Here is a 14,652-nt window from a genome sequence, read left to right as displayed (position 1 = left end):
TGGAACCCTTCCCATCTTGAGAAACAGACTACGCCACAAACCAACACACTGTCACTAGTATTCTGTGTTGTTTTTTGTTGTTTTGTGAACGACGACGACGTCGTACAAACCAGACCTGCACAGCAAACGATGGGGTTCGCAGCGGGATAGACTTGCAGATGAAACAAGGGAGGACCCATGGAAGATACCGCACGCGCACTCATAATTGTCGACGTCCAACCCACCTTCTGTGAAGGCGGAGCACTTGCCGTCGATGGCGGAAACGCGACCGCCGAACGCATCGCAGACTTCGTCACGGACAACGCTGACGAATACTCCCTCATCGTGACCACACAGGATTGGCATATCAATCCGGGCACACACTTCTCCGAGGCACCCGATTTCGTTGACACATGGCCGCCGCACGGCGTGGCTGGAACGCGTGAAGCCGAGCTTCATGAGGCCATCGCGTCCCTTCCAATCGACGTGTCCGTGAAGAAGGGCGAATACGCAGCGGCATATTCGGGATTTGAAGGTCACGATTCCGCTGGCCAGGGCCTCGAAGACATCCTCAGGGCAGCCGACATCAAGACCGTGGACGTGGTGGGAATCGCCGAATCGCACTGCGTCAAGGAAACTGCATTGGATTCCCTGCGAGCAGGCTTCACAACGCGCGTCTTCTCAGATCTGACAGTTCCTGTCACCGAGGAATTGGGCGAACTAGCCCGCCAAGAGATGGACGAAGCAGGCGTTGAACAGACCGAGTCATCAGAGGCCTTCGGCTTCTACGAAGAGGGCGAGGACGCTGAGATCCCCGGAGATACCGACGGCGATCTGGATCCAGATGACGGTCTGGACCTCGAAGACGATTACGACGACGATGCCGATGCGGACGAAGATTCCGATGAGGCAGCAGACCTCGCCGATGCGGACTACGACTTCGATGACTTCGACCTAGATGAGGACGGCAAGGTGGACTTCTCCGAGGAGGTGGACGAAGATGACTTCGATTTCTCGGACATCGACTTCGACCCCACGCAGGGCTAATCGGAACTGAGAACTGACTCTGTGGGTGTGGGCGGTGCCTAATGTCACCGCCCACACCCACATCTGCCCTCGAGAAGAATTACTGCTTCCGGCTGAGCGCCGCCTCGTACAAGTCCTTCTTCCGTAAGCCTGTACGTGCCGCTACGTGAGCAGCCGCATCCTTCAATCGCAAGCCCGCAGCTTCGAGATCTTCGACCTCCGCCACCGCCAACTCCGCGTCCACCTCAGCCTTTTCGGCTCCAGCCACCACGATAGCTATCTCCCCTAGCACATCGCCGGCAAAGCGATTGGCCAGATCCCCAAGCGAACCACGCACCACTTCCTCATGGATCTTCGTCAGTTCACGGCACACGCACGCGCGCCTAGAGGTACCAAGTTCGTCGCGCATCGCAGCCAGCGTGGCACCCACGCGTCGAGGGGATTCAAAGAACACCATCGTTCGGTCCTCGCCCGCTATTTGTCGGAGATACTTGCGCTGCTCACCATCCTTGCGAGGCAGAAATCCCTCAAAACAGAAGCGATCAGTGGCAAGCCCCGAAATCGCGAGCGCAGTCAAAACGGCTGAGGGCCCAGGTACAACCGTGACGGGAACCCCCGCCTCGGCCGCCCGTGCGACCAACCGGTAGCCAGGGTCTGAGACTGAGGGCATCCCAGCATCAGTCACCACAAGCACACGCTGGCTCGCAGCCAACTCAAGGAGATAGGGGCCGCGTTCGGCCTCATTGTGTTCGTAATAAGAAAGAATGCGCGCAGTCACCTCGATCCCCAACCGGCCGGCCAAGTTCAAGAATCTCCGAGTATCCTCGGCTGCGATGACGTCCGCCCCTTCGATCTCCGAACGCAAACGGAACGAGGCGTCGTCGTCGTTCCCAATGGGGGTTGCTGCCAGCACAATCTGTCCGCTCATGAAACCACTCTCCCACACAAGGCAATCTCCAGCTTGATCACCGTAGAATGTGTGACTGTGACTTCAACTTCTCACGATCCTGAAACAGCACAGGCCGCAACGGACTTCGCCGAACCAGCAACTGCGGATACTCCTCGCATCGACCGGCCCGTCACATTGCCACTCACACCTGAGAAGGCCGGGTTGTGGCACAACGAGTTGCGAGGGAGGTTGGGCCTCCTTCCTTCCGGAGCTCGAATCTCGCAAAGGGTGCGCAAGCAGGGGTGGGTGGTCACTGCCGTTGCCACATTCATCGCGTTCGTAACCCGGTTCTGGAACCTCAATCATCCGCATTCCATCGTTTTTGACGAGACCTATTACGTAAAGGGCGCATTCTCGCTCCTCACCCAAGGTTTCGAGGGTGATTGGATTGGCGAAGACGCCAATACACGCTTCCTCACCGGCGATTACTCTTCGCTATCAACCACCACAGCCGATTACGTGGTCCACCCTCCCTTGGGCAAGTGGCTAATGGCGATCGGCCAAGCACTCTTTGGCAGTGACAATGGTGTGGGCTGGCGATTCACCACGGCTATCCTCGGGGTTGCCGCAGTGTTCCTCGTGGCACGTATTGCCATGCGTATGTTCCGTTCCCCATGGATCACCGCCATCGCCGCAGGAGCCATGGCACTAGACGGCATGGGGATCGTCATGTCGCGCACCGGCATTCTGGACAACATCATCGCCTTCTTCGTGCTTCTGGCCTTCTACACAATGCTGTTAGATCGTGAACAGTTCAGAGCTCGACTTGCAGAACGTGTGGCCCACGGCGAACTCAACCCAGACGGCACTCCGCTGAACCCGTGGGGACCACGCATTGGCGTGCGCCCATGGCTCGTTCTCACAGGTCTGATCCTCGGGCTTGCCTGCGGCATCAAGTGGTCTGGCATCTATGCGATTGCCGTCATCGGGATCCTCGTGTACGTGTGGAGTGCATCGGCACGGCGTGCAGTAGGTGTTAAGCGCTGGTTCGCAGTGGGAACTCTCAGGGATGGCATTTCTGCGTTATTCCAGCTCCTCCCCATTTCAATTGTTGCCTATTTGGGGGCGTGGACATCCTGGTTCCTGAACCCAAACTCATACAATCGCGGATGGGCCGCAGGAACTCTCAGCTCCGGCGGTGTAGTACCCCTCCCTTGGGCACCCAACATCGTCAACGACTTCGTTCAGTACCACAAGTCCATGTGGGATTTTCACCATGGGTTGGCAACCCCTCATGACTACCAGTCTGAGGCGTGGAAGTGGATCTTCCAGCTCCGCCCAGTTTCCTTCTTCTGGAACGGCACCGACGCCATGGCGTCTCAGTGCCCTTCCGGCAGCGAATGCGTCCAAGCGATTACCTCGGTTGGAAACCCGATTGTATGGTGGCTGGCTGTCATAGCCGTGGTTGTGGTTCTTTGGGCGGCGTTCCGCGATCTCGATTGGCGGGCGTGGGCCATTTTGGCTGGCTATGCCGCGATGTGGCTCCCGTGGCTCACCTACACCAATCGCACGATCTTCCAGTTCTACGCCGTAGCATTCCTTCCGTATGTGGTGTTGGCCTTGGCATACGGTTTGGCGTACTTCCTCGGATTCCTTAGCCCGGCACATGCCAAGCCGCGGGCGTTTGCCCATGTGGTCGAAGCAGAGGAGGAAGAGCAGCACGCCGCACCACAGGCCGAAGACGCGGAAGATGAAGAACCTGCGGCAGACGAAGGTGCTGCGGCAGACGAAGGTGCTGCGGCAGACGAAGATACTGCAGCAGACGAGACGAGCACTCCCGCAGAAACAGCGGCCAGCATGACGCTGGCGAGCTTTGCATCCTCCCTCACCGAGCCGCTTGATCCAGAAGATCCAGTTGCCAAGTGGGCCGCTTCGGAAGCAAACGCGCCAACCATTCGGGCAGAGTCACCCGACTGGTGGCAGCCAACGGAACCAAACAAGCCGGGACGATTCGCCGTCGTCGCCATTATGGGATTGGTGGTCGCTGCAGCGTGCTTCTGGATGCCCATCTGGTGGGGCACAACGGTCTCCTACAACTTCTGGCACATTCACATGTGGATGCAGAGCTGGATCTAAAGGGCTGCAGACACCCTGCAACGGGTGGAGCGTTTTCCCACGAACGTCATTTGATCGACCGTAGAATCAAGCCAACGAGTCTCACAAGTGGTTCCCCATTGGAACAATCAACTCAGGCCAGCCGGCCCGTGTAGTTGTCCCATGGAGCAACCTGCTCGCACACAAGAGCTTGAAAGCGAACTTGATGACCGTTCATATGGGTCAGGGAACGTGGTGGTGATGATGCATCCAACAGCTAAGAAATGCACAGTCTGGGCCGTCGTAATTCAGACTCTCGCCGGAGGAATGCCTTCCGAACCCATGAGTTGATCCCGTGATCGATCGGTCAAGGAATCGATCACGGCTCACGAAGATGGAAGCGCCACTGCGCACAGCTCAGTGCAGTACGCCCACAGAGTAAAACTGCTTGTGGTAACCGGGGACCTAAGTCCCCGCAGCAGAGTAGTCTCAGAACATCATGCGCCTGAAAAACACCTAGACAGATGGAGGGACATATGACAAACGTGATCGTCCACATTGACGAAGAATCCCGCTGGGAGCAGCTCCTGTCAAACCTCGAGTACTTCGTTGAAATCCACGGAGAAGACTCGTCAACTGAAGTAGTCATCAACGGACCAGCAGTCCGGTCCTTCAACGGATTCGATGTCCACCCCGAATACGGATCCCGTATGAGGTCCTTGGCAGATAAGGGAGTTAAATTCATCATCTGCGGGAACTCGCTTCGCAACCGTCAGATCCCCGAAGATCTGCTCCCTGACATCATCACTGTTGTACCTCAAGGCGTCTCCTACATTGTGGAACGCCAAGGCGAGGGCTACGCCTACATCAAGCCGTGATTTCATCACACCCCAAGACGGCCGGCTTCATAACGAGCCGGCCGTTCGCGTCGTTTGCACCCAAAACAGACATTCGTGGCGCTGTCCGCGGCGTTGGCTTTGGAACTCTCACCACCGATGACTACAGTGTGATGCGGGGCACGTTAGAGACAACGGCGTCAATAACGTGCCACCTCAAGCACTATCTCATTGCGCAAAGGAACTGTGGCTATGCCCCACAGCAGAATCTCAGGAAACTCCCGGAATGCATTCTGAGTGAGAGAGTTACATCATTGTCAGAGATCGAGAGCGCCAGCAATGGCAGATCAAGGAGACATCGATGAATGACGACATCCGCCAGCCAGAGTCGGACGACCCGACTCGCCGCCCAACTGAGTCCCTTCCGGGTCAGAGCAATCAGGTTGGCACGGGCACAGATTCCGCTCCGGCTACCGGGCAGGCAGAAGCCGATGCGCAGGTTGATGCCACTTCTGGTGCCACCTCCACTAGCACGCAGAACACCGGCGCACCTGACACATCCACGTACCGATTCGCAGGCTCCCCTTACCCGGAATCAGGACGCTACGGATACACCTCTCGTCCAGACCGGCCTTACCAGGCTCCCCAAGGCGTGCCGTACGGTGCAAACCCATATACTCAACAGTCCGGCTACACCACCGCTGGCTACACTCAGCCTGATACCCAAAACGCCCAGAACGCCACTCAGAGCTACGGTTCAACTGAGGGCCAGTACGGCAACGGATACGGCTACCAAGGCTATGCCCAATCCGGTTACGCCCAGCAAGGATACGATCCCAACAGCGCCTACGGAGGCTACGGTCAGCCGCCTTACTCCGGCAACTACCCGGGTGCCTTTGGCCCTGGCCCACAGAAACCGCGCAAGCCCAAGCGCACGTGGTCTTCGGCAATCCTGGCCATGACTGCTGGCATTGCCTTAGTACTTGGCGGAATGATCGGCGCAGGGATCTCCATCGCAGTGGACGATCATGCGGAAGCTTCTGCAACACCTTCCTCGCAGTCGCAGGATCAGGGAACGCAAACCCTGCCGCAACTGCCCGGGAACTCGACGAATCCCCAGCAGTCGGATCCGGGTGCTTCTTCAACAGCGGACTCCGGCACAGTAGTAGATTCGGCTCCCGGCGTGGTCCTCATTAACACCACGTTGACCGATGGTACTGGAGCTGGCACTGGAATGATCATTGATTCCTCTGGCATCGTGATCACGAATTACCATGTGGTCTCGGATTCGGAGACGGTCACCTTGACCATTGCCGACTCCGGTAAGCAGTACTCGGCAACAGTCTTGGGCCACGATGCTACAAATGACGTCGCGGTGCTCCAGATTACCGGTGGTTCGGATTTCGATACTGTCACCACCAACACGGATACCGTGAAAGCTGGCCAACAAGTATCGGCACTCGGCAACGGCTCCGGTCAAGGCTACTTGACCCAGCTTGACGGTACTGTGACAGGGCTCGACCAAACCATTACCGCGCAGGATTCCTCCTCAGCATCCGGTGGCGAGACTCTGACCGGGCTCATTGAGACCGACGCCGACGTTGTGGCCGGATACTCCGGCGGCCCTCTTATGAACTCTGACGGCGAAGTCATTGGCATCACCACCGCAGCCTCTACCGGTAACACGTCTGCAGACATATCGGGATATGCCATCCCAATCGCAACGGCACTAGACATAGCTCAGAAGGTCCTAGCCGGAGAATCCTCCGACACTATCGTTATCGGCCGCGATCCGGCGCTTGGCGTCATGATTTCTGATGGCCAGACCGGCGTCACAATCGTGCAAGTACTCACGGGCTCAGGCGCAGAGGCGGCCGGACTTGTAGCCGGTGACGTGATCACCGCAATCGATGGCACCGCGGTCTCCTCCGCGTCAGCACTATCGGATGCAGTGCTTTCGTACTCCGTTGGTGACTCCGTGGCCTTGACCGTCACGGGGACGGACGGAACTTCCTCAACTGTCAACGTCACTCTTGGAGAATCAAGCGTGAACTAAGTTCTTCACACAGTGAGCATGAAGGAGTCCTTCATAGCGTGAGACCGGGGAGCCGGTGGAGGCGTATGCCTCCACCGGCTCCCCTTGCACGTGGGCCATAGCTAGCGGAGCGGATTCGGCTGGCAGACACGACTGGCTCCCGATGCCCGTGGGAACCAATCTCATTGCGACGGGAGATTGAGGTACTCAATCTGTGCCCGGACAACCATCTCAGCAGCCACTTTCACTACTCCGGAGGCGTCAGGATAGACCGCCTCACATACATCCTCCACACGCGGACCAACGCGAGCGGCCGTACGCCGGATCTCCTCCAGCCTTTCCAACCGGTGCTTCCGGTACATGCGGAGGGTGGCAAGCGGATCATCAATCTGAGGGCCATGACCCGGCAGGAATCGCACCGCGATTCCTGCCGCAACCAGACGTTCAGCACGATCCAGAGAGCGGAATGTGGCAGCAACGTCCGTCACAAGGCTTGAACCTCGCCCCAGCACGAAGTCGCCACACAAGAGATTGCCATCCACCAGATAGCTGATGGAATCCGCCGTGTGCCCCGGAGTTGGCAGTGCTCTCATACCGGGAGCAATCTCCAACTCATGAGGGCTCTCCCCTGCTTCGAACAAACCACACACGTCAGCAGCGTGCAACACTCGCGCACCAGTGCGGCGTGCCAGTTCGGGTACCGCTTCATCGTGATCTGAATGCCCATGCGTGGTGAGAATGAGGTGAACTGGTCCAGCTGCCTGTTCGATTGCATCCACATGTTCTTCGATTGCTGGTCCCGGATCAACTACTACGGTGCCAGCCGGAGAAGAGACAAGGTACGTGTTTGTGCCTTCAAGTGTCATCGGCGAAGGATTGGGAGCCAGAATTGTCTCAATCACCACGTCACCTCAATACAAAACCGCTAGGAGAACTCGCAGCCGGAGCTGGTGTGTACTTCACGTGACGCGGAGTGGCTACGAGCGCTTCGTCAATGCTCGCGGCCGCTGCCAGTTCCTCAAGCTGGATGCGGGTTGGCACCACAATTGAGATTTCACCAGCATCCGCACGATCAAGGAATTCCTGTGGCGCACCCCATCTCTCACGCACAGCTTCCGTCGAGGCAAGGAATGGTTCCTGCCCCACAGGTAAGAGTGCCGTAAAGAATGCGAGGCGATAGCGCCGTGGCAGAAAGTCGGGTGTTATCCAGGTACCGCGGTATCCCATACGGTCCAGATCAATCGCAAGGCTATTGCCTTCCATAAACTCTTGGAAGCTTAACCTGTGCATCTCGATGGCCTCGCGTGCCTGCGCGAGCGGGCCATACATGAGCGATTCCTGTTTGGTCAGCAGAACACCCGTCTCTTCAAACACCTCACGCGCGGCCGCTGCAATAAACCTGTGCGCAATCCCAGGCTTCTCACCCATATCGGCCGCCCAGGCATCCAACTGTTCGGTAGTGAGCGGAAGCGGGACGGCGCCGTCGTCGGGCCGAATAGATCCACCGGGGAAAGCAACAACTCCAGGTTGGTGAGCCATCGTAGAAGCTCGCCGCACCATGTACACATCAAAGGGATGTGGGCCAATGGCCGGACGGATCATGATCACGGTGGAAGCAGGGCGCTCCGCAACAGCCGGATAGGCCTGATCCAACCACGCCTGCGCCGCCTCACGTTGAGACGTTGGCAAATCAAATTCGCGCAACACGCACCCACTTAGTTCGCTGAAACCGTCATCGACGCCGGCTAACGCCGCGTCCACCTTCTTCAATATACGGGACAGAATTCAACGATGCTTTTCTGCCGCACGAACTCAATGGAACGACGCCCGCACCTGCAGCTCAACCGAGTATTCGCGTTCTGCGGCGGCATCGATGACGGCCGCAAAGCAGATAAACAAGGGCTCACAAATGCGTTTGGACAAGCAAAAGCAGTGGCGTTGCAGCCATCATCTTCAGGCCGTGGCGTTGCAGCCATCATCTTCAGTTGGTGAGAGATCACAACAACGCAGACGAGTGGCCAGCCGGTTATGCCCCAGCTGGCCACTCGCTGTGAAACTCACTCAGCCAAACAGGTGATCGCTGGCAATGCGCGCACCCTGCGCCAAGGACTCAAGCTTGGCCCAAGCAATCGAGGGGTACACGCGGCCGCCCAGCCCGCAGTCGGTGGACGCAATGACGTTCTCCGGGCCAACTAGTTCGGCGAAGCGCTCAATGCGCTCGGCCACCAGTTCGGGGTGTTCCACTACGTTCGTCGAATGTGACACCACGCCAGGAATGATCACCTTTCCCTCAGGAAGCTTCACATCCTTCCAGATCTTCCATTCGTGTTCGTGGCGCACGTTTGCCGCCTCGAATGTGTAACCCTTGGCATTGACTTGCAACACCTGATCCACGATCTCCTTGAACGGAATATCTGTGGTGTGTGGGCCGTGCCAAGATCCCCAGCACACGTGGAATCGCACGAGATCCTCTGGAATGCCTTCAAGAGCGCGGTTAAGGGCGTCGATCCGCAACTGAACAAACCGCTGGTAGTCGAAAACTGACGGCTCCGGGTTGATCTGGTCCCATGCCTCCGCGATCGACGGATCATCGATCTGTACGGTCAAGCCAGCATCGGTAATTGCTTTGTACTCCTCATGGAGAGCGTCGGCGCAGGCGTTGAGTACTTCGACGTCGTTCTTGTAATACGCGTTGGAAATACGGGCAGCAGAACCGGGCGAAAGCGAGGCAATGAAACCGGTGTTCGGGTTCAGGCCGTTTGCATTCAAGGCCTTGAGCGTCAAGGCGATGTCGCGGTTCACGGCGTCCTGGCCAACGTAGTTCAGCGGAGCGGTGATGGTGGGGAACACCACCGGCCCACTCGATTCGCGCGCGGTGTGAATTCCGGAATCTGGATCACCATAAGCATCTGCAAACTTCAGCCAATCACGGCGATCGCTGAAGGGGGCAAGCTGAATGTCACCTTCGGAAGCTGGCGGCGCAAATCCGAAGCGGGCGTCAGTTGAAAGCTCCAGTCCGGAGAAACGGGAGAAGGAGTAGAACCACCACGCGCCGTAGTCCACCGATTCGGTCATCAGGTGGCCAAATTCGCCGTCGTTGACAATATCGATGCCAATGTCTTCTTGACGCTTGACCACGTCTGCCACGGCCCCATCAAGGATCCCGGTGAACTCTTCCTGTGAGATCTCGCCGGCGGACATTCGCGCATTCGCCTTTAGTAGTTCCGCGGGTCGCGGCAAGGATCCCACATGCGTGGTCAGAATCCGATTCATGTCACTCCTTTTCGAGTCCATAGCGATTGCTCGCTTCTATGCTCGCGTGGGTGCGCGAAGCCACACCATAGGCTAGGAGAAACCCGCACTTCGAACAGGTTTGGTCCGCTAGATGGACTTCCGTGAGGCTGATGAGGCGTCCTGACTCACGCCACAATCCTTGCCTCACCGGCATCGGTTCAGTCACCTCGTTGGCATCAGTTCAGCCCTCAAGCCAGCAGCATCCGCAGGTCCTCAGCGCCGAGTTTGCCCCCGCCAACGGATGGATTGGGCGTTCCACCCATCGATTCGTTGGAGGTGTCTGAAGCCAAAACATCGGCCACAAGTTGACGCTTAGAATCTTGCAGCGCCAAGACCTTCTCCTCAATCGTGTCTTGAGAAACCATCCGGTAGACGTGAACGGACCTCGTCTGGCCAATGCGATGGGTGCGGTCCACAGCTTGCTCTTCCACAGCCGGGTTCCACCACGGATCAGTCAACACCACGTAATCGGCCATGGTGAGGTTAAGCCCCACACCTCCAGCCTTCAAACTGATGAGGAACACTGGGTTCTCACCTTCAGCGAAGTCATTGATGACCTTGCGGCGGTTGGTCGTTGAACCGTCTAGGTAGGAGTACTTGACACCCTCGTGTTCCAACCGATCCGCAATGATGTGGAGGTAGCGGGTGAACTGACTAAAGACGAGCGTCCGGTGCCCTTCCTCTACTACTTCATCGAGCAGCTCAATCAACGCGTCTAGCTTTGAAGATGGAGCGGCGGAATCCTCATCAACGAGCGCCGGGTCGATGGCGAGCTGGCGAAGGCGAGTTAACGCGCTAAGAACCTGCACGCGATTGTGGTCCATATCCTCAGCCAAGTGCAGCACACGCTGGCGTTCGCGCTGCAGATGGCGATCGTAGGCGCGGCGGTGCGCTGGTGCCAGCTCCACTTCAAGAATCTGTTCTTGTTTCTCCGGAAGATCTGCGGCGACTTCCGCCTTGGTGCGGCGCAGCAAGAAGGGTGCGATTCGGCGCCGCAGAAGAGCCATGATCGCACCTTCCTTATCTTCGCCACGTTCGATCGGACGCCGTGTTCCTTGCGCGAACTGCTTTGCCGATCCAAGCAAGCCGGGCGCCGTGAGAGCGAAGACCGCCCACAGTTCACCAAGGTTGTTCTCCATCGGCGTGCCAGTGATGGCAAAGACCGTGGGAGCCCCAATTCGCATGATGCTGGTGAACGTCTTGGAAGTGGGATTCTTAGCTTGTTGGGCTTCGTCCAACACCAAACCCACTGGGTGCAGATCTGCATACTCTTCGGATTCGAGGCGCAAGAGCGTATAGGACGTGATGAGGATATCCAGGTCATGCGAAAGCTCCTCAAGCGATTGCGCACGTCGCTTGCGAGTGGACTCCACGATCGCCACCCGCAGGCCGGGCGTGAACTTGCGTGCTTCGGCAGCCCAGTTAGAGACGACCGAGGTTGGCGCCACCACAATCCACGGACCGGTTCGCCTCCCCGTTGGCTCCCGGGTTTGGTTCCCCGTTGGCTCCCGGGTTTGGTTCCCCGTTGGCTCACGGGTTTGGTTCCCCGTTGGCTCCCGGGTCTCCGCGTGTTGCGAAAGGCTCCATGCGGCAAGCTCCTCACGCTCATCCTGGATCATTGCCAGAGTCTGCACCGTCTTACCCAAGCCCATGTCATCAGCAAGCACGCCTCCCAGACCCGACCTGCGCAAGTGGCTCAGCCATTCGTATCCCTGAACCTGGTAGGGCCTCAATTGCGCGATGAGTCCCTTGGGTAGAGGGGCCGGTGCAGGAGGCTCAGCCACTGCTTGCCGAATTGCGTCAAACCACGCGTTTGTGGATTCTTGGACCACGTCAAGGCTGAGTAGGTCCTCCCACCACGACTGGCGCACCCGCGGTATCCGAATTCCCGAACGACGACGATCGTTGAGCCCGCGTGCTTCCTCCAACAGTTGGCGAAGTTGATCAAGCTGTGGGGTGTCAAGGCGCACGTATTCCCCTGTGGAAAGGAACAGTGCTTCATCGTGGCGAGTGAGCGCCTCCAGAAGTGTTGGCATGGGCACCTCGTGTGTGCCCACCTTCATGGTCAGCTGCAGGTCCAGCCAGTCCCGCCCGGAGCTCTCGCGTTCTTCCGCGCCAACAGATACCGTCGGGGCCGCGGCCAATCGAAAGTCCGGGATCTCCCCCAACCGATCGATCCGAACTCCAAGCCCTTCTAGGCGAGGGCAAATCTCTTCAACAAGCGTCACCACGTCAAGCCCTGAAAGCGTGCAGTCTTGAAGAGGCATCCGCGGCCCGGTTGTTTCCGAGCTTATTGCGGCCGGTAGAGGCGCCAGAACATCGCACACATCCTCGAGCAGTTTTGTCTGCGCAGCCGCATCACGGCGCGGATTGAGTGGATCGGGCGTGAGAGGCCGAGCAGAAGCGCGCGCACGCTGACGCTGGTCGTGCGCGCGGTGGCGATCCTCCACGATGGCTTCCAGCATCGGGCGAATCTCTTCCTCGAAAGATGCAGAAAGGTTTGAGGCCACTTCTTCCACGCGCGGTCCTCGATCATCCAGAGCCATAAGGCTAGAGACGGTCGCTTCGTCTTCTCCCCACGACCAGTGCAAGATTGCGCGAGGAGGACGCCCGGATCGCGTACTCGGATTCATTCCGATACCCAGATGTAGTTCGGGGGTCGACGGCGGCGCAGGCGCGAACGTCTTTCGAGGCGACGTCCATCCCACCCGTGAGATGAGGGGCAGAAGCTCGGTTTCGAACGTGGCACGTTCGGAAGCGGGAACGTATACCCCGTCCGGCATGGCATTCAACCGCAGCCATGGGGTGGTCGCCGGTACGTCGAGTTGTGCGAAGTGAATCTGCTGCTCGTCCTTCCACACGATGCCATGCATAGGGCGGCCAAGCCGAACCGGATCGTCCCCGCCAGACAACGCCGGATGGCTGAGTTCGGCGCGCACAACGAGGTCCCCATTCTCTGAACCCGTCGTGCCGCCGTCGTCGATCGTTATATCGGCCCGCGCCGGTTCTTCCTCGAGAATCACCGGTGCGAACGTCGTGGAATCGACCAACTGAACTCCGGACTTTACGATTCCGCGCAGCGTTGGCCAGATAGCCGGGTTGTCCACTACGTTCAGGCGCAACCATTTTGGGCCGTGATCGTACGGGTTGGCGGCAACGTACAGCTGGCGAAGGCGGTCGAGCGCGTCAACTTGGAGCGGGTCAGCACCATGAATCGAATGCGTCTGGAACCTGTTCCACCCCACATCGGTGGAAACCCATGGCGTACGGCGGCCTTTGCGAAGTGGGCGCACCAACACGCTGCCCACCGAACCTAGGTCAGTACGTCCCTTCGGGGCTCCGATCCGAGCCGACGTGCCGGAGCCTTTCATTGCAGCAGCGCGCGGCACAGTGAACTCCACCGCGAGCGCCAGAGGAGTTTCCACTCGAGGAGGCTCAAAGATGGTGCCCAACGTGTCATGCCAGTTGGCGGAGGGTTCAGGCAGGTCCGCGATGCCGGCGGCGGCTAGTGCCGTGATGACGAGCGCAACTGAGTGCTTGCAGTCCATTGCAACTGGGCAGGAACACCAGCCTGTCATCGAGGTAATAACGCCTGAGCGGGACATCCGGTATTCGGCTTCCACGTTATAGACGTTGCTGCCTGATCCGAGGCACATACCCTTGACCCAACTGGTGGTTCGGCGGTCACGTTGGCCCGGAAGTGGAGGCTGCGCCGATGGAATGGCATCTTCGCGCCGCTCGATGCGGCAGTGGCCGTTTTCGGCGTACTTGAGACCCCGACTGTAGGTCGGCGCTCCGACAATTCCAACGAGTTCAACCGGACCTTGCATAACGTGCAATTCTACGCCGCTTACGCAGAAGAGGGGTACCCGTTCGATCACACCAACCGTGTGGCAGTGATTCGAGATACGCGGATTTGCGCATGTTCCGGGGCAAAGGTACCCCGAACGCCCCTTTCAGCAGGCCGGATTTCAGACCATACTTGAAGTAATGACGCCACTTCCATAGGAAAGGCCTTCTCCATTTCTTCTGATTCCAATAAGGCAAGTTTCACCGAACAATTTCAGGTGGCCAGCAACGAAATCCTCAGTACGATCAAGAAGTTGATCAGTGAAGGTAACGTTCGCCGCATTATCATTCGCAGCTCCAATGGCAAGCAGCTCTTCTCGCTTCCGCTCAACGCCGGCGCCGTGGTGGGTGGAGTCGTGGTTCTGACCGCGCCTATGTTCGCCGCCATCGCCGCCATCGCCGCTCTGGCCAAGAACGTTACGCTCGAAGTGGAACGTTCTGACGAATCCGAGTCCGTGGTCGACGTCGAAATCGTCGATGAACAGGATGCGAGCGAGGCTCCACATGCCCATGCCAGTACCGGCCCGGACTCGCCCGATGCAACCACCCCTGAATCAGCTGCTGGCGCCGAACACAACACCACTGACTACACGATCTGAGCTATGTACGCAGTTTAGGTGGGGGTGAGCGGGCGACGTGCCAGCGCTCAC

The 14,652-nt window shown here is 58.3% G+C and carries 10 protein-coding genes and 1 pseudogene; 6 read left to right on the top strand and 5 right to left on the bottom strand.

The features are described from left to right. Positions 1–177 precede the first annotated feature (177 nt). Positions 178–759, top strand: a pseudogene (locus H2O17_RS01655) (isochorismatase family protein); the annotation flags it as partial. A gap of 346 nt (positions 760–1,105) precedes the next feature. Here the strand turns inward: H2O17_RS01655 and rsmI are convergent. After that, positions 1,106–1,933 (bottom strand): 16S rRNA (cytidine(1402)-2'-O)-methyltransferase, encoded by an 828-nt coding sequence (rsmI, locus tag H2O17_RS01650; RefSeq protein WP_182050045.1) that lies wholly within the window; start codon positions 1,931–1,933, stop codon positions 1,106–1,108. A gap of 57 nt (positions 1,934–1,990) precedes the next feature. Between rsmI and H2O17_RS01645 the strand changes: the two genes are divergently transcribed. From H2O17_RS01645 to H2O17_RS01635, 3 genes are all read left to right on the top strand, one after another. Further along, positions 1,991–4,030, top strand: a complete 2,040-nt coding sequence (locus H2O17_RS01645) for a dolichyl-phosphate-mannose--protein mannosyltransferase (protein ID WP_246311287.1) — start codon at positions 1,991–1,993, stop codon at positions 4,028–4,030. 494 nt (positions 4,031–4,524) lie between these two features. Further along, complete coding sequence (locus tag H2O17_RS01640) at positions 4,525–4,866, top strand: DsrE family protein (RefSeq protein WP_182050044.1); 342 nt, start codon at positions 4,525–4,527, stop codon at positions 4,864–4,866. A gap of 319 nt (positions 4,867–5,185) precedes the next feature. Beyond that, positions 5,186–6,880 carry a S1C family serine protease gene (locus H2O17_RS01635; RefSeq protein ID WP_182050043.1) on the top strand — a complete coding sequence of 565 codons (1,695 nt, stop codon included), beginning with the start codon at positions 5,186–5,188 and terminating at the stop codon, positions 6,878–6,880. A 161-nt stretch (positions 6,881–7,041) separates the two neighbouring features. On the opposite strand, the gene H2O17_RS01630 is transcribed toward H2O17_RS01635, so the two are convergent. Together H2O17_RS01630 and H2O17_RS01625 are read right to left on the bottom strand one after the other, a co-directional pair. Then, on the bottom strand, positions 7,042–7,761 hold the full coding sequence (locus H2O17_RS01630) for an MBL fold metallo-hydrolase (RefSeq protein WP_182050042.1): 720 nt from the start codon (positions 7,759–7,761) through the stop codon (positions 7,042–7,044). A gap of 4 nt (positions 7,762–7,765) precedes the next feature. Beyond that, positions 7,766–8,566, bottom strand: coding sequence for an NUDIX hydrolase (locus H2O17_RS01625; RefSeq protein WP_182050041.1), 801 nt, complete (start codon positions 8,564–8,566; stop codon positions 7,766–7,768). An 84-nt stretch (positions 8,567–8,650) separates the two neighbouring features. Here H2O17_RS01625 and H2O17_RS01620 point away from each other — a divergent pair, with 84 nt between their 5' ends. Beyond that, on the top strand, positions 8,651–8,851 hold the full coding sequence (locus H2O17_RS01620) for a hypothetical protein (RefSeq protein ID WP_182050040.1): 201 nt from the start codon (positions 8,651–8,653) through the stop codon (positions 8,849–8,851). A gap of 69 nt (positions 8,852–8,920) precedes the next feature. On the opposite strand, the gene H2O17_RS01615 is transcribed toward H2O17_RS01620, so the two are convergent. Continuing rightward, positions 8,921–10,132: a cobalamin-independent methionine synthase II family protein gene (locus H2O17_RS01615; protein WP_182050039.1), complete on the bottom strand. Its 1,212-nt coding sequence runs from the start codon at positions 10,130–10,132 to the stop codon at positions 8,921–8,923. 209 nt (positions 10,133–10,341) lie between these two features. Next, a complete protein-coding gene (locus H2O17_RS01610; RefSeq protein WP_220456798.1) occupies positions 10,342–13,983 on the bottom strand; it encodes a DEAD/DEAH box helicase in 3,642 nt (1,213 codons plus the stop codon). Between the two features lie 174 nt (positions 13,984–14,157). On the opposite strand from H2O17_RS01610, the gene H2O17_RS01605 reads away from it, so the two are divergent. Then, on the top strand, positions 14,158–14,601 hold the full coding sequence (locus H2O17_RS01605; RefSeq protein ID WP_182050892.1) for a DUF4342 domain-containing protein: 444 nt from the start codon (positions 14,158–14,160) through the stop codon (positions 14,599–14,601). The last annotated feature ends 51 nt before the right edge of the window (positions 14,602–14,652 follow it).

The sequence above is a fragment of the Changpingibacter yushuensis genome, assembly GCF_014041995.1.
Lineage (GTDB): Bacteria > Actinomycetota > Actinomycetes > Actinomycetales > Actinomycetaceae > Changpingibacter > Changpingibacter yushuensis.
The sequence above is the reverse complement of the archived record's forward strand: the minus strand, read 5'-3'. Positions and strand labels throughout refer to the sequence as shown.

Coding starts and splice junctions, on each gene's coding strand:
- rsmI (WP_182050045.1), bottom strand. CDS start 1,933: ATGAGCGGACAGATTGTGCTGGCAGCAACCCCCATTGGGAACGACGAC.
- H2O17_RS01640 (WP_182050044.1), top strand. CDS start 4,525: ATGACAAACGTGATCGTCCACATTGACGAAGAATCCCGCTGGGAGCAG.
- H2O17_RS01635 (WP_182050043.1), top strand. CDS start 5,186: ATGAATGACGACATCCGCCAGCCAGAGTCGGACGACCCGACTCGCCGC.
- H2O17_RS01620 (WP_182050040.1), top strand. CDS start 8,651: ATGCTTTTCTGCCGCACGAACTCAATGGAACGACGCCCGCACCTGCAG.
- H2O17_RS01615 (WP_182050039.1), bottom strand. CDS start 10,132: ATGAATCGGATTCTGACCACGCATGTGGGATCCTTGCCGCGACCCGCG.
- H2O17_RS01610 (WP_220456798.1), bottom strand. CDS start 13,983: ATGCAAGGTCCGGTTGAACTCGTTGGAATTGTCGGAGCGCCGACCTAC.